This is a genomic window from Streptomyces sp. CA-251247, from assembly GCF_050952975.1.
In the GTDB taxonomy this organism is placed as follows: domain Bacteria; phylum Actinomycetota; class Actinomycetes; order Streptomycetales; family Streptomycetaceae; genus Streptomyces; species Streptomyces achmelvichensis.
The window spans coordinates 7,326,249-7,340,322 of sequence record NZ_CP191861.1 but is presented as its reverse complement, the minus strand read 5'-3'; the positions used below and the strand labels follow the sequence as shown (position 1 = coordinate 7,340,322).

Annotated in this window: 12 protein-coding genes and 1 pseudogene; 6 read left to right on the top strand and 7 right to left on the bottom strand. The window is 71.5% G+C overall.

What is annotated here, in order from left to right:
• Positions 1 to 14 precede the first annotated feature (14 nt).
• Positions 15 to 791 (bottom strand): 2OG-Fe dioxygenase family protein, encoded by a 777-nt coding sequence (locus ACQPWZ_RS32735; RefSeq protein ID WP_433573198.1) that lies wholly within the window; start codon positions 789 to 791, stop codon positions 15 to 17.
• 283 nt (positions 792 to 1,074) lie between these two features.
• Here ACQPWZ_RS32735 and ACQPWZ_RS32730 point away from each other — a divergent pair, with 283 nt between their 5' ends.
• Together ACQPWZ_RS32730 and ACQPWZ_RS32725 are read left to right on the top strand one after the other, a co-directional pair.
• Positions 1,075 to 1,773 (top strand): HemK2/MTQ2 family protein methyltransferase, encoded by a 699-nt coding sequence (locus tag ACQPWZ_RS32730; protein ID WP_433573197.1) that lies wholly within the window; start codon positions 1,075 to 1,077, stop codon positions 1,771 to 1,773.
• Between the two features lie 83 nt (positions 1,774 to 1,856).
• Positions 1,857 to 2,825, top strand: a complete 969-nt coding sequence (locus tag ACQPWZ_RS32725; protein WP_433573904.1) for an iron-containing redox enzyme family protein — start codon at positions 1,857 to 1,859, stop codon at positions 2,823 to 2,825.
• Between the two features lie 60 nt (positions 2,826 to 2,885).
• Here the strand turns inward: ACQPWZ_RS32725 and ACQPWZ_RS32720 are convergent, their stop codons facing one another.
• Positions 2,886 to 3,680, bottom strand: a complete 795-nt coding sequence (locus ACQPWZ_RS32720) for a VOC family protein (RefSeq protein WP_340477022.1) — start codon at positions 3,678 to 3,680, stop codon at positions 2,886 to 2,888.
• On the opposite strand from ACQPWZ_RS32720, the pseudogene ACQPWZ_RS32715 reads away from it, so the two are divergent.
• A pseudogene (locus ACQPWZ_RS32715) lies at positions 3,610 to 4,053 on the top strand (DUF6479 family protein); the annotation flags it as partial. The gene ACQPWZ_RS32720 and the pseudogene ACQPWZ_RS32715 overlap by 71 nt on opposite strands.
• A gap of 216 nt (positions 4,054 to 4,269) precedes the next feature.
• Here the strand turns inward: ACQPWZ_RS32715 and ACQPWZ_RS32710 are convergent.
• Entirely contained in the window at positions 4,270 to 4,632 is a 363-nt protein-coding gene (locus ACQPWZ_RS32710) for a DUF3040 domain-containing protein (protein ID WP_356700165.1), read from the bottom strand.
• Positions 4,633 to 4,799: 167 nt separating this feature from the next.
• Complete coding sequence (locus ACQPWZ_RS32705) at positions 4,800 to 5,954, bottom strand: FUSC family protein (protein ID WP_433573903.1); 1,155 nt, start codon at positions 5,952 to 5,954, stop codon at positions 4,800 to 4,802.
• Between the two features lie 387 nt (positions 5,955 to 6,341).
• On the opposite strand from ACQPWZ_RS32705, the gene ACQPWZ_RS32700 reads away from it, so the two are divergent.
• Together ACQPWZ_RS32700 and ACQPWZ_RS32695 are read left to right on the top strand one after the other, a co-directional pair.
• Complete coding sequence (locus ACQPWZ_RS32700; RefSeq protein ID WP_433573196.1) at positions 6,342 to 8,300, top strand: GTP-binding protein; 1,959 nt, start codon at positions 6,342 to 6,344, stop codon at positions 8,298 to 8,300.
• A gap of 168 nt (positions 8,301 to 8,468) precedes the next feature.
• Positions 8,469 to 9,974 carry a glutamate synthase subunit beta gene (locus ACQPWZ_RS32695; RefSeq protein WP_433573195.1) on the top strand — a complete coding sequence of 502 codons (1,506 nt, stop codon included), beginning with the start codon at positions 8,469 to 8,471 and terminating at the stop codon, positions 9,972 to 9,974.
• Positions 9,975 to 10,075: 101 nt separating this feature from the next.
• On the opposite strand, the gene ACQPWZ_RS32690 is transcribed toward ACQPWZ_RS32695, so the two are convergent.
• Both ACQPWZ_RS32690 and ACQPWZ_RS32685 read right to left on the bottom strand, forming a co-directional pair.
• Entirely contained in the window at positions 10,076 to 11,461 is a 1,386-nt protein-coding gene (locus ACQPWZ_RS32690; RefSeq protein WP_433573194.1) for a diacylglycerol/lipid kinase family protein, read from the bottom strand.
• A 16-nt stretch (positions 11,462 to 11,477) separates the two neighbouring features.
• Positions 11,478 to 12,101 carry a histidine kinase gene (locus tag ACQPWZ_RS32685; protein WP_433573193.1) on the bottom strand — a complete coding sequence of 208 codons (624 nt, stop codon included), beginning with the start codon at positions 12,099 to 12,101 and terminating at the stop codon, positions 11,478 to 11,480.
• A 223-nt stretch (positions 12,102 to 12,324) separates the two neighbouring features.
• On the opposite strand from ACQPWZ_RS32685, the gene ACQPWZ_RS32680 reads away from it, so the two are divergent.
• On the top strand, positions 12,325 to 13,293 hold the full coding sequence (locus ACQPWZ_RS32680) for a zinc-binding dehydrogenase (RefSeq protein WP_433573192.1): 969 nt from the start codon (positions 12,325 to 12,327) through the stop codon (positions 13,291 to 13,293).
• A 129-nt stretch (positions 13,294 to 13,422) separates the two neighbouring features.
• On the opposite strand, the gene ACQPWZ_RS32675 is transcribed toward ACQPWZ_RS32680, so the two are convergent.
• Complete coding sequence (locus ACQPWZ_RS32675; RefSeq protein WP_433573191.1) at positions 13,423 to 14,001, bottom strand: YdeI/OmpD-associated family protein; 579 nt, start codon at positions 13,999 to 14,001, stop codon at positions 13,423 to 13,425.
• Positions 14,002 to 14,074: the final 73 nt, after the last annotated feature.

Here is a 14,074-nt window from a genome sequence, read left to right as displayed (position 1 = left end):
GGTGCCGGGCCCGGTCAGCCCGTCGTCGAGCCGCAACGTGGCGCGTAGGTCACCACGAGGACGTCCCGGCGCGCCTGGGTGTGCGGGTCCAGCGGCCGGACGGGCGACACCCCGTGCAGAGTGCGCCGATCGTCACCGAGCAGCAGTGTCCCCGGCTCGTCGAGGGTCGTGGCCAGCAGCCGGTTTCCGTCCATGTCGCAGACCTCGCTCTCCCCTCCCGTGGCGTTGCGCCGTCCCACCATGAGCGACGCGACGAGGGTGACACCGTCCCGGTGCAGTCCTTCGGGCGTGGGCAGCCCCTCCGCATCGGCGGATGCGATGACCCGGAAGGGATGGACCTGCACGTCCCACAGCTCGCTGCCGTCCAGGCCCGTCGCCAGCCGGCCCAGCATCCGCAGCACGGCACCCACCACGGGGTCGGCGACGAAGTAGCTGGTCAGGGGATCGAATCTGCGGTCGACGTCGACGTAGAGCGGGTTGCTGTCCCCCGGCTGCACAAAGGTGGCCGGGGGCAGCAGATGGAAGCTCCTCCGTGGCGCGGAGAAGACGAAGCGCCCGTGCCGGCGCAGCCTGCGCGTGCCCCGCTCGGCGGCGTACGGGTCCGCCCTCAGTGACTCCCAGTGGGAGGTGAACCTGCGCCACTGGTCCTCGTCGACGCCCAAACAGGCCACCGTGGCGGCCGCGGGTATCAGATGCGCGCCGATGGTTGTCAGCGCATGCCCGGCGGCAGCCGCCGGGTCGGCAGAGGGGGCGAGGGGGGTGCGTCCGGAAACGTCGACGGCGTGGTCCATGAGGTGCCTGCCTTCCTCCCGGGGAGCAGAGCGTGTGCCCCTGCGAATACCCCGCCGAACCGCACATAACAACCACCCGGGAAACCTCTCCGACCTGCGACGACCGCCTCGCTCATGCGAAATGTCCCCTTCGGCGGTGAGGAGTCCGTCTCACGGGGCACACGGGCACCGTGAGACACCCGGAGGTTGGGACGCAGCAGCCACCGCGCCGTGAACCCGCCCATGACCGTCCGGTACCGCACGGCGCCGAGTCAGGGGTCCCGAATTGCAGAGGTGATGGTGAATGCTCGGCCTTGTGGACGGAACCGGACTCGGGTGCCGCGTATGGGTACCACCACGCGTGTACGCACCCCAGGAGGACACCTTCCTCCTCGCCGACGCCCTGGGACGCCTCACGCTGACACCGGGTGCCGCCGTGCTGGACGTCGGGACCGGAACGGGTGCCCTGGCCCTGGCCGCCGCTCGGCGCGGAGCGCGGGTGACCGCCGTCGACCGGGCCCGGCGGGCCGTGGTCACCACCCGCGTCAACGCGGCCCTCGCCGGTCTGCGGGTCGAGGTGATGCGCGGCGACCTGCTGGAGCCCGTCTCGCACCGCCGGTTCGATGTCGTCCTCAGCAACCCGCCGTACGTCCCGGCGCCCGAGCCGGGGCTGCCCCGCCGTGGGCCTTCGCTCGCCTGGGACGCCGGCCACAGCGGCCGGGCGTTGGTGGACCGGATCTGCGACGGCGCGGCGGGCGTGCTGCGCCCAGGAGGTGTGCTGCTGCTGGTGCATTCCGCACTGTGCGGTGTCCCGCCGACCCTGGAGCGCCTGAGCCGGGCAGGTCTGCGCGCGACGGTGGAGGACCGCCGCTGCGTGCCCTTCGGACCGGTGCTGAGTTCGCGAAGGAAGTGGCTGGAAATGCGAGGGCTGATCGGGCCCGGCGAGGAGAAGGAAGAGCTCGTGGTGATTCGTGCGGAGCGCGCCGAGGAGGCCGGGAAGTGACAGCCGTGCAGACCTCCGGACAGCCGTCGAGGGCGGAACGGCCCGACGGCAGGACCGACGGCGGGCGGTCGGCCGGGCCCGTCCTGCCCGAGAACCGGGGTGAACTGTCGTCCGCCGTCGCGACCGTCCTGCGCTCCCGGCCCGGTATACCGCTCCCTCCGGCCGAAGCGGTCACGCGGGCGGAACCGTACGGCGACGATCTGCAGCTCGCCCTCTACCTCTGCTACGAGCTCCACTACCGGGGATTCGCGGGTGTCGACCCGGACTGGGAGTGGGATCCCGAACTGCTGCGGCTGCGCGGCGCGATGGAGCAGCGCTTCCTGACCGCGCTCCGTGCCGACGTACCCCGGCGCGAGAGCGTGACGGAAGCCCTGGAGGAGATCCTGGTCGAACCGGTCGACGGCGCCGGGACCTCGCACTATCTGAAGGACGAGGGCGAGGTGTGGCAGCTGCGCGAGTATGCCGCCCATCGCTCGCTCTACCACCTCAAGGAGGCCGACCCGCACGCTTGGGTCATCCCCCGGCTGTGGGGCAGGGCGAAGGCTGCCATGGTCGCGGTGGAGTACGACGAGTTCGGTGCGGGCCGCGCGGAGCGTGTGCACGCCCGGCTGTTCGCCGACCTGATGGCGGATCTCGGCCTGGACACGTCGTACGGGCACTATGTCGACGCGGCGGCCTCCGAGATGCTCACGCTCGCCAATCTGATGTCCCTGTTCGGGCTGCACCGAGCCCTGCGCGGGGCCCTGGTGGGGCACTTCGCGGCCGTCGAAGTGACGTCGTCGCCCGGCTCACGCCGTATGGCCGAGGCCATGCAGCGGCTGGAGGCGGGGCCGGCCGCCGTCCACTTCTACGCGGAGCACGTGGAGGCGGACGCGGTGCACGAGCAGGTGGTGAGGCGTGAGGTGATCGCGGGGCTCCTCGAGGAGGAACCGTGGCTGGAGGCGGACGTGGCCTTCGGCATCGACGCGACGGAGTGGGCCGACGCCAGGCTGGGCGACCGGCTGCTGACGTCGTGGCGCAAGGGCGAGTCGAGTCTGCGAAAGCCGCTGTGAGATCGGTGGGCGGGTGGGGTCGAGGACCTCGCCCGTACCCGAGCGCTCCATGCGGACCGCTCAGTGCGGCCGGCTCGTGACCGTGAACAGTGCCCCGTCCGGGTCCAGCAGTGTCGCCTCCGTGCCGTAGGGCGCCGGCCCCTCGCGCAGTACGGACCCGCCGTGGCGCACGGCCGCCGCCGTGGTCGCGGCGACGTCCCGCACCGGGAAGTGGATGTGCCAGCGGGGCTGGATCAGCGGGTCGGGAGCGGTGTCGACCGCCCCCGAACTGAGCCGGGCGAGGACGTGCCCGTGCTGGCTCAGCACGACCTCGTCCTGCCGGTAGTCGACATCGCAGCAGCCCGGCTGGTCACAGGCCCATTCGAGGACCTCTCCGTAGAAGATCGCGGCGTCGAAGGCATTGCGGGTCCGCAGTCGCAGCCAGACCGGTGCGTTCTTGCGCCAGGCCTGCCAGTCGGAGACAAGCTGGCCCTCCCAGATCCCGAAGACGGCGCCGTCGCGGTCGGCCGCGAGGGCGCCGCGGCCCACCGGGAAACGCAGCGGCCCGACGGCGACGGTGGCACTTCGCTCGCGGATGCGGGCGGCGGTCCGGTCCACGTCGGTGACGGCGAAGTACGGCGTCCAGGCCACGGGCACGCGCAGGGCAGGGGCCAGTGCTCCGATGCCCGCGACAGGGGTTCCTTCGTAGAGTGCGAGACTGAAATCGTCACCCAGCCGGGCCCGCCGGAAATCCCACCCGAGGACTGCGCCGTAGAAGGCCTGGGCGGCCGGCAGGTCACGCGCCATGAGGGTGATCCAGCAGGGTGCGCCGAACACTTCGCGGCTGGTGGTCACGCCTGGGGCCGTCTGCGTCATCGTCGGCTTCTTGTCCATCACGCTGGGTGTCCAGGGATCGGGGCGGGCAGTCGTCAGCCGATGGGTACCCGGATCGGCGCGATCCATCCGGGAGGTCACCGAAACGACGGGGTCCGGTGAAGATCCGCGCGCCCCGTGGGCGGGCGCCTTTCCGGGTCCGGACACCTACTGGGGGCTGCAACGTGGTCCGGCGGGGGTGGGTGCACGCCGGGGCCGGCCGCCGCGCCCCGGGAAGCCGCCCCGGCGCCCCGCGCACCGGACTCACGCCGAGGCCCGGCGGGAGCCCCGAAACGTCGGGGCGGACGGGCATCCGCTGACACCCCATCAGCTCGGGGCTGCGGGAACCAGGGATCGAGGCCCGCGCCCGGCGGCGCGACGCCGACGAATGGGGCGGCTGCTTCGGCAGCGGCGGACTCGGCGGCTGAAGGCCCGACAGACCGACAGACCGACAGACCGACAGACGCAGCAACGGCCCTGCCGCCTCGGGGAGTTCGCAACAAAGTCCCTCGCGCGGGACCAGGCACAGCAGACGGGGCCGTGGTGTACCACAGCCCCGTCCCACGTCATCACCACCGCGTGGTGTCGGTCGTCAGCTCTCGTGGGCCGACGTCTCGGCAGGCACTCCGCGCCGGGCCGTGAGTCGTCGCGCGCCCCAGCGGCAGGCCAGTTGGAGCAGGCAGACCGCGGTGAGCACCCACACGCCGGCAAAGACCCACAGCAGGGCGGGAGTTGAACTGACGGCGGCCATCACGAACAGCATCACCGCCACGGCGGACAGCACAGATGCCAGCGTCGCCAGCCGGAATCCGCGGAACGAGCCGAAGGCTCCTCCCACGGGTGCCGTCGGGCGCATGGTCCGCAGTCGGCGGTCCAGGGCTTCGTCGGTGCGCAGCTCGCGCTCGATCTCAGCCAGGATCATCCGCTCGGGCTCCGAAAGTCCGGCTCCGTCCATGACTGGCGCCTCCCTACGCTCGCAGAAGACATCTCAGGGTCCAGTCGTCTCCCCGGACGATGTTCCCCAGCGTCGGGTGCCGGCCCGGACCACGGTCATGGCGGGCACCTTCCCCTCAAGTGTGCGCGACAACGGGCGGATTCGCTGGCCCACTGCCGGATTTTGTCTCACTGCGCATACCCGGTGGGGGCAGCTTCAGTCGGGCGCGGGGCGGCGAGGTCGTACAGAAGCAGCTGCAGGTCGGCCACGAGCCCGCCGATCGCCGTCGCGGTCTCGGTGTCGTGATCGTGCAGACGGCGTTTGAGGTCCGCCAGGGCGTCCCAGGCGCTCTGCACCGCGGTCTCGCGCTCCGAGGCGGTGTGCGGGCCCGGTTCGGTGAGCGCCTCCTCGTCCGCCTCGCACACCTCGGCCACCGCGGTCAGCAGCTCCCGCAGCCGTACCAATACCGGATCGGGCGGTGCCGCCAGCCTGCGGTCCTCGCCGGCCGTGTCGACGAGCTTGCCGGTGATCGACATCAGACGGTCGGCGATCCGCTGCCACAGGGCGTCCCACTCACTCGACGGCAGAGCGGGCACCGAGCGCCGCATCCGGTATCCCGGGTTGAAGCGGTAGCTCTCGCGGGTCCAGGTCCGCGCGTTGCGCAGGTCGTCCAGGAGGCGGATCAGCCGCTGGGCCCGTTCGTACCACCGTTCGGCACTGTGCCGGTCGTATCCGCGCTCGACGTCGTCCGCCATGGTGCGCAGCAGCTCGGCGCTGTCGCGGGGCAGCCGGTGGAGACAGTCGCGTACGTCGCGAAGGTGCACCGGGGGCAGGATCAGCGCGTTCACCCCGATCCCGATGAGCGCTCCGACCAGCGATTCGAGCAGCCGGTGCCAGATGTCGGAGCTGGAGTACGAGCCGTAGGCGAGCACGAACAGCACGGTCGTGGAGGCGTACACGCCCTGCTCGCCGAAGCGCGCGTAGGTGCCGATGAGCACCGCCACCGGCAGGGCGATGGCCATCGCCGCCGTCGTGTTGCCGGTCAGGGACGCCGCGGCGGCCGCCAGCAGTGTGCCGAGACCGATGAGGATCATCTGCTGGAGTCCGGCGCGCAGTGACCGGTAGACCGTGCTCTGGACGAGCACCACCGCGCTCCAGGGCGCCATCAACGCCATCGGCGCGTCCCACCACCAGCCGACCAGCGCCCAGGCGAGCAGGGCGGCGCCCGCCGCTTTGAGTGCCTGGACGGTCACATCTCGTTCGGGCCCCGGACCGGCCAGAGCCCGCTGTACGGAGCCCCGCACCGCCGACATCTCCCAGGCCGCTCTGCGCCACCAGCTCATCGTCACTACGCGCCACAACTTCCCGTCGGATGGTGATGTCGACAGAGACCGGGTTTCCGCCCGGCGGGCGATGAATCATCCACTCCTCGACTGCCACGGCTCGTGGGTGCCCGACGGCGACATCGACGGCTGACGGTTGACGACCGACGGCCCGGTGGTCCCGTGGCCCGGGTCCGGCGACCGCCGTACGCGGGCCGCCTCGTGCTGTGCCCGTGACGCGCCCGCCGCTTAAATCGCTTGCCCGCCGCCACCGGCCGCTGCTGGAATCGTCCGGCGAACGACGGCCGAACGGCCGGCGACACCGAACGACCGAGGAGACGGTTATGCGAGGAACTCTCATGTCCATCGAGAAGGGAATTTCCATCTACCCAGAGGACATGACAGTTCGTGCGTACGTTGAACTTGGGAATTCTGGCGCATGTCGACGCCGGTAAGACCAGCCTGACCGAGCGGCTTCTGCACGCCGCCGGTGTCATCGACGCGATCGGCAGCGTTGACGACGGCAATACCCAGACCGATTCACTCGCCCTGGAACGGCAGCGCGGTATCACCATCAAATCCGCGGTCGTCTCCTTCGCCGTGGACGACATCACGGTCAATCTCATCGACACTCCCGGACACCCGGACTTCATCGCCGAGGTCGAGCGGGTGCTGAGCGTGCTCGACGGTGCGGTGCTGGTCGTCTCGGCCGTGGAGGGTGTCCAGGCGCAGACGCGGGTGCTGATGCGGACCCTGCGCCGGCTGCGCATTCCCACCCTCGTCTTCGTGAACAAGATCGACCGTGGCGGCGCGGACCCCGAGCGAGTGCTGCGGGGCGTCTCCGAGAAGCTGGCCGAGGCCGTGATCCCGATGGGGACGGTCGACGCTCCGGGCACGGGTGACGCCTCCTTCACCCCGTCCGTGGCGGCCGAGCCCGCCTTCACGACCCGGCTGGTCGATCTGGTCTCCGGACAGGACGACGCGTTGCTCGCCGCGTATGTGCGGGACGAGACAGCGGTGTCGTACGACCTGCTCCGCGCCGAGCTGGCCGCACAGACCGCACGGGCACAGGCCCATCCCGTGTTCTTCGGCTCGGCCATCACGGGCGCCGGTGTGGACGCGCTGATCGCCGGGGTTCGCGAGCTGCTGCCGGCGGGCGAGGGCGGCGGCGACGGGCCGGTCTCCGGCACGGTGTTCAAGGTGGAGCGCGGCCCGGCCGGCGAGAAGATCGCGTACGTCCGGATGGTGTCGGGCACCGTGCGGACGCGGGACCGGTTGCCGGTCCGGTCCGACGCGGAGGGCAAGGTGACCGCGATCCAGGTGTTCGACCGGGGCCCTGCGGTACGCAGCCCCGCGGTCACGGCCGGGCAGATCGGCAAGCTGTGGGGTCTGCACGACGTCCGTATCGGTGATGCGATCGGCGCCCCGCCCGACTCCGCCGCGAACGGCCACCACTTCGCCCCGCCGACGCTGGAGACGGTTGTCGTGCCCGTCCGGGCCGCCGACAAGGGCGCGATGCACGCGGCGCTCAGCCGGCTCGCCGAGCAGGACCCGCTGATCGATCTGCGCCAGGACGACCTGCGCCAGGAGGTCGCAGTCTCGCTCTACGGCGAGGTGCAGAAGGAGGTCATTCAGGCGACTCTGGCCGGCGAATTCGGCGTGGACGTGACCTTCCGCGAGACGACCACCATCTGTCTCGAACGACCGGTCGGCACGGGTGCCGCCCTTCAGATCATCGACAAGGACCCCAACCCTTTCCTGGCGACGATCGGTCTGCGCGTCGACCCGGCCCCGATCGGATCCGGTGTGCAATTCCGGCTGGACGTCGAACTCGGATCGCTGCCGTATTCCTTCATCACGGCGGTCGAGGAAACCGTGCCGGAGACATTGCGGGAGGGAATTCACGGATGGGAGGTCACCGACTGCACCGTGACGATGACGCATTCCGGCTACTGGGCCCGGCAGAGCCATTCCCATGCCGTGTTCGACAAGAGCATGTCCAGTACCGCGGGGGATTTCCGCAATCTGACGCCATGGGTCCTGATGAGCGCTCTGCGCGAAGCCGGTACGCAGGTGTACGAGCCGATGCACCGGTTCCAGCTCGAATTCCCGGCCGATCTGCTGGGGCAGGTTCTGCCGGTGCTGGGCCGCCTGCGGGCGAACCTGAGCACGCCCGTGCCACGGGGGCCGTCCTACGTACTGGAGGGCGAGATCCCGGCGGCGTCCGTGCACGCGCTGCAACAGCAACTGCCCGCTCTGAGCCGGGGAGAGGGGGTGCTGGAGACGGAGTTCGCGCGCCACCAGCCGGTGGTGGGCACCGTGCCGACCCGGCCGCGGACGGCTCCGGACCCGCTCGCCCGGGCGTAGCGCCGGCCGGCGCACCCGGTCGTGCCGGGGCCCGGACCTCACGGCCGGGCCTCACCGGGCCCTGTTGCGCTGCTGTTCACCGGGCGACGGGCAGCTGAAAGCGGCACAAACCAGGCGTACGCTGACGAGAAGGCCGTAATGCACCGCGTGTGCGCATGGAGGCGGCGCATGACCGATCCTTTCGGCTTCCTCCGAATCCCCCGCCGGCCCGTCCCGCCGCGCCCCGTGACAGAGCGGTTGAACGACTGGGACGAGGTCTACGCCGGGCAGTCGCAGCTGCCCCTCATCTCCGAGCAGGCGGGACGCTGTATGGACTGCGGCATCCCGTTCTGTCACCACGGCTGCCCGCTCGGGAATCTAATCCCGGAGTGGAACGCCTACGCGACCCGCGGCAGCTGGCGCGACGCGGCGGAACGGCTGCACGCGACGAACAACTTCCCGGAGTTCACCGGACGGCTGTGCCCGGCGCCCTGTGAGGACGCCTGCGTACTGACCATCAATGCCGACCCGGTGACGATCAAGAACGTCGAGAACGCCATCGCGGACGAGATCTGGGCCCGCGGCTACGCCTCCCCGCAACCGCCCGAGCGTCTCAGCGGGAAGACCGTGGCCGTGGTCGGCTCCGGGCCGGCGGGGCTGGCGGCGGCGCAGCAGCTCACGCGTATCGGTCACACCGTCGCCGTGTACGAGCGCGCCGACCGCATCGGCGGACTGCTGCGCTACGGCATCCCCGCCTTCAAGATGGAGAAACAGCATCTGGACCGGCGGCTCGGTCAGATGCGGGCGGAGGGCACGAAGTTCCGCACGGGCGTGGACGTGGGCGGCGATCTCGACGCCACCGAACTTCTCAGACGGCACGACGCCGTGATCCTCGCCGTGGGCGCGCGGGAACAGCGGGAGCTGCCCGTCCCCGGCCGGGAGCTCTCGGGCATCCACCAGGCGATGGACTACCTCACCTTCGCCAACCGGGTGTGCGAGGGCGACTATGCAGCGCCACCCGTCACCGCGGCGGACAAGCACGTGGTGATCATCGGCGGCGGGGACACCGGCTCCGACTGTCTGGGCACGGTCCTGCGCCAGGGCGCGGCCTCCGTCGTCCAGCTGGACATCAACCCGGAGCCCGGCGAAGCGAGACGTACCACCGAACCCTGGCCCGTGTACCCGAAGGTCTACCGGATCTCCCACGCGCATGAAGAGGCCCGGGGCCGTGAGGGCACGGATCCGCGGGTCTTCTCCTCCGCCACCCTGCGCTTCGAGGAGGGCCGGGCGGGACAGGTGGGCGCGCTGCATCTGACGGAGGTGGAGCCCACGGCCAGAGAGCCGCGTCCGGACACCGAGCAGAGGATCCCCGCAGACCTCGTGCTCCTCGCCCTGGGCTTCTCCGGTCCCGAGCAGGGCAGCGGCCTGATCGCACAGCTCGGGCTGACGCTGGACGACCGGGGCAACTTCGCCAGGAACGCCTGCTTCGCGGCCGAGACGGTCGAGCGGGCCGGGCCGGCACACTCACCGGTGGACGGGGTCTTCGTCGCCGGTGACGCGGGGCGCGGGCAGTCCCTCGTGGTGTGGGCCATCGCGGAGGGACGCTCTGCCGCGGCGGCGACGGACAGCTACCTGAGCGGTTCCACCGTGCTGCCGGCGCCGGTGGCACCTCACGACCGGCCGCTGGTGGCGTGATGCCGGTGAGCCGTGCATGGGCCGAACTCCGCGTCCTCCCAAGGAATTCCACGGCAGTGCGGCGCTCCCCGCCGGCGTTCACCGAACGCGCCCTGCAACGATTACGGCTTCCGGCCGGTCCCATCGGGCGCACGGCCCAGGCACACCGCGACGAGAGCGGCGACGGTCGACCGTGAGAGCAGATGGACCGCCCGGCCCGCCGGCGAGACGCCGACTGCGTGCCGGGGCACCCGCAGGCGCAGAGCACCCGGCATTGCGGCGAACACGACCGGCGGCTCGAACGTCACCGCCTCGCCGTCGACTCCGACGGCCAGCGGGCCGCCCGAGCGCACCTCGAACCGCTCCGCGGTCCACTGGCGCCAGCCGGGGAACCGCCGGATCTGCCCGGTCGCCTGGAGGGTGGTGAACCGTACGGCCTCGGAGGCGTCGCGGACCGTCAGCGTCACCACGCCGAGCAGTCCGGAATCCATGCGCACGCGGGTGCCGAGGCCTTCGAGGCGATCGAGCAGATAGGGGCCGTTCGAGACGAGGATCAGCTGTGCCGTGGAGTATTCGGTGCCGTCGGGTCCCGTGAAGCGCAGATCGGGCGGGACGGCGTCCGGGCCGAGGAAGTGGGGCATGGTGTCCGCGGCGGTTCGGAGCTTGGCATCGCGGTACTGAGGCGTCTGCACCACGTGGGCGTACAGGCCGAGTGAGGCGTTGTTGACGAAGACGCGGCCGTTGACGGTCGCCAGGTCGATCCGCCGCTCCGTCCCGTCGGTGAACGCGTCGAGGGCGCCGACCACGTCGTCACGGTTCAGGCCGAGGTCGAGCGCGAGGTGGTTGCGGGTGCCCGCGGGGACCACGACATACGGAATCCCGTGGCGTGCGGCGACCTCCGCGACGACCGCGTGTGAGCCGTCCCCGCCGGCCATGCCGATCGCGTCGGCTCCTCGCGCGACGGCCTCCTCGGCGAGTTCTCGCAGGTCCTCGCCGGGCCGCAGCGGGACTGCCTCGATTCCGCGGCGGCGGCATTCGTCCACCAGCCCGAACCGCTCGACCTTTCCACCGCCGGACTTCGGGTTCATCAGCAGGACCGGCCGGGCCGGCCTCGGTGCGGGTCGCGTGACCGTCGCGGTCCTGGCGCGCCGTCGCAGTGCGATGCGTGCCGTCGCCGCGGAGAGCGCGATCAGCACGAGGATCACCGCGACCCGCGACAGATCGAGGTCCGCGAGAATCCCGGCGGCGAGCAGGACGACGAACGCGAGGGCGGCGACCAGGCCGGCTGCGGCGCGCCGCAGCCTCTTGCGTGTGACGACGTGCCATCCGGCGATCACGCCGACGAGCAGCGCCACGACGGCCGCCAGCAGGGCGGCCCAGTTCCTGAAGGCTCCGACGACAAGGATGATCAGCGCTGCCGGCAGCGCCACCAGGGCGACGGACGCGGCAAGACGCTCGACGGGGCGCGGTCGGCGCGTCCCGTCGTCCCGGTCCGCTGCGGAGGGCATGGGGACGCGACTGCTGTCAGGAGCCCTGGTGGTGGAACAGGGCGCCGACCTTCTCCCGGAATTCGGTACCCCGGCTCTCCCGATGCTGCCTGCGCGCCTCCCGCACCGCCGTGGCGGCGGCGTCCTGCGCGGCCCTCACCTCGGCGGTCACCTCCTCGGCCGGGACCCGGACGACCGTGCCGCCGAGGCGCGCGGCCATGGTGTCGACGACGGCGGGGTCCGTCTCGGTCATGCCGACGATCAGCACGTTGGTGCCGTCGGCGACACCGCGGCTGAAGTACGTGAGGCTGTCGACCGAGTCCGCTGTGTCGTCGTTGTCGGCCGCCATCCCGATCATGGTTCCCGCGCCCCAGCCGAACAGCAGCCCGACCGGGCCGCCGAGCAGACCGAGCAGCGCACCGATCGATCCGCCGAGGAGCGTGGAGCGGCCGGCCGACGACGAATAGCTTTCGGGCACCGACAGGAAACCGGCCGGGGAGCGCTCCATGATCGCCGCCTGGTCGACACCGGGGAGCTCGGTGACGAGGTGGAAGGCCTCGTAGGCGTGGCTGGGATCCCCGAAGGTGAGGAAGAGGACCTTGTCGTCGGGGGAATCGGGGGCTTCGGGGGCTTCGGGCGACACGGAGGAGTCGTGGGACATGGTCGTTCCTTTCTCGGCGCTCACCCAGCGGATCACGGTCGAGGAGCCCCCACCACTCGCATGCTCATTCTGCTCGCACCCTTCTGTCGCTGCCCGGCGTCCGCGTCCGGGGCGCCAGGGACGCAGGGAGCGCGGGTTGACCTCAAGCGTGGTTGACGTTCGAGACTCGAGACCTGACCGCAGCGCCGGGATCCCGGCCGCGACCGAGGTGAGGAGTGACCGCATGCGCGCGATCCGTGTGGACGGGTACGGGGGTCCCGAGGTACTGGTGCCGGTGGAGGAGCCGGACCCGGTGGCAGGGGACGGGGAGGTCGTCGTACGGGCCGAAGCCATCGACACCATCTTCGTCGAGACGCAGATCCGTGCCGGCTGGGGCGAGGCGTTCGGCATCACTCCGCCGTACGTGCCGGGAGGCGCCGCGGCCGGGGTCGTCGTCTCCACCGGTCCGGGGGTCGACCCCTCGTGGACCGGGCGCCGGGTGCTGGCCGGGGCGGGCACGAGAGGTACGTACGCCGAACTCGTCCGGACCGGGGTCGACCGGCTGGTGCCCCTTCCCGACGGCCTCGGCCCGCGCGAGGCCGCCGCCCTCGCCCACGACGGTGTGACCGGCATCGGCATCGCGGAGGCGGCGGGCATCACGCCGGGCGACCGCGTGCTCGTCCTGGGGGCCGCGGGCGGCATGGGCACCCTGCTGGTTCAGCTCGCGCACGCGGCCGGGGCACGGATCGTCGGAGCTGCGCGCGGGGAGCAGAAGCTGGCGCTGGTGAAGCGGCTGGGCGCCGATGCCGTCGTCGACTACACCGCGGACGGCTGGACGGATGACGTCCGTGAGGCGTTCGGGGGGCAGTCCGTGGACGTCCTGCTGGACGGGGTCGGCGGCGAACTCGGCGCACGCGCCTTCGCCCTCGTGGCGGACGGTGGCCGCGTGTCGGCACACGGCGCGTCGAGCGGCGGGTTCGCGGAGCTCGACAAGGAGAGCGCGCAGGCCCGGAACATCACCCTCCGGGGGATCGCGGACGTGCAGTTCGGAGCGTCGGACAGGGTGCGGCTGGCGACGAAGGCGCTGACCGAGGCCGCGGCGGGGCGGCTGCGCCCGGTGATCGCGCGGGAGTTCCCGCTGTCCAGTGCCGCCGACGCCCACCGTGCGATCGAGGCCCGTTCGGTCTTGGGCAAGGCGTTGCTCATTCCGTGACGGCGCGGCAGGACAGCACCCGCGCCCGCCCGCGAGAGGAGCGGACGCGGACCCGGCCCTCCCGGACACGTGCCTGGGCTCTCGGGCGCGGGTGTGCATGTGCCCGGTCAACAGCCCGTGAAGGACGGCCTATTGAGGCTTCCGCTCCGCCTCCAGCAGGGCCATCACCGACTCCAGTTTCGCCGCCCTCGCCGTGGGCGTACGCGCCCGCAGCAGCTGGAGGATCACGCCGTAGCGGTCGGTCTTGTTGAGCCGGTCGAAGAAGGCCTTCGCCGTCTCGGCGGCGTCCAGGGCGGCCGCCAGGTCGGGCGGCACACTCGCCGTCTTCTGGGCTGCGTATGCCGCTTCCCAGCGGCCGTCGGCCTTGGCCGCCTCGACCTGCGCCCGGCCCGGGTCCCGCATCCGTCCGGCCGCCTCGAGTGCCGCGACCTTGCCCACGTTGACCTGGGACCACTGACTCCTCGCCCGGCGAGGGGTGATCTTCTGCAGGTAGTACGACGCGTCGAGCGAGCGGCGCTGACCGTCGATCCAGCCGTAGCAGAGGGCGACGTCGATGACCTGACCGGGCGTCACGGACCGGATCCCCGAGCTCTTCTTGGCGAGCTTCAGCCACACCCCTGCCGCAAGGCCGTGATGCTCGGCGAGCCAGGCCTCCAGCCGGTCGTCGTCCTCGAAGAAGAGGACCTCCACCCCGTCGATCGGCTCCATGCGCCCTCCGTCTGCCCGCGCCCGGCCGGGCGTTGCCACTCCGCCCAAGTTTCGCGCACCCGTGGTCGCGGCG

Bases quoted from the DNA above. Each gene is read 5' to 3' on its own strand.
- ACQPWZ_RS32675 (WP_433573191.1), bottom strand. From the start codon at position 14,001: ATGGAGCCGATCGACGGGGTGGAGGTCCTCTTCTTCGAGGACGACGAC.
- ACQPWZ_RS32720 (WP_340477022.1), bottom strand. From the start codon at position 3,680: ATGACGCAGACGGCCCCAGGCGTGACCACCAGCCGCGAAGTGTTCGGC.
- ACQPWZ_RS32690 (WP_433573194.1), bottom strand. From the start codon at position 11,461: ATGCCCTCCGCAGCGGACCGGGACGACGGGACGCGCCGACCGCGCCCC.
- ACQPWZ_RS32735 (WP_433573198.1), bottom strand. From the start codon at position 791: ATGGACCACGCCGTCGACGTTTCCGGACGCACCCCCCTCGCCCCCTCT.
- ACQPWZ_RS32695 (WP_433573195.1), top strand. From the start codon at position 8,469: ATGACCGATCCTTTCGGCTTCCTCCGAATCCCCCGCCGGCCCGTCCCG.
- ACQPWZ_RS32685 (WP_433573193.1), bottom strand. From the start codon at position 12,101: ATGTCCCACGACTCCTCCGTGTCGCCCGAAGCCCCCGAAGCCCCCGAT.
- ACQPWZ_RS32730 (WP_433573197.1), top strand. From the start codon at position 1,075: ATGCTCGGCCTTGTGGACGGAACCGGACTCGGGTGCCGCGTATGGGTA.
- ACQPWZ_RS32705 (WP_433573903.1), bottom strand. From the start codon at position 5,954: ATGAGCTGGTGGCGCAGAGCGGCCTGGGAGATGTCGGCGGTGCGGGGC.
- ACQPWZ_RS32680 (WP_433573192.1), top strand. From the start codon at position 12,325: ATGCGCGCGATCCGTGTGGACGGGTACGGGGGTCCCGAGGTACTGGTG.
- ACQPWZ_RS32710 (WP_356700165.1), bottom strand. From the start codon at position 4,632: ATGGACGGAGCCGGACTTTCGGAGCCCGAGCGGATGATCCTGGCTGAG.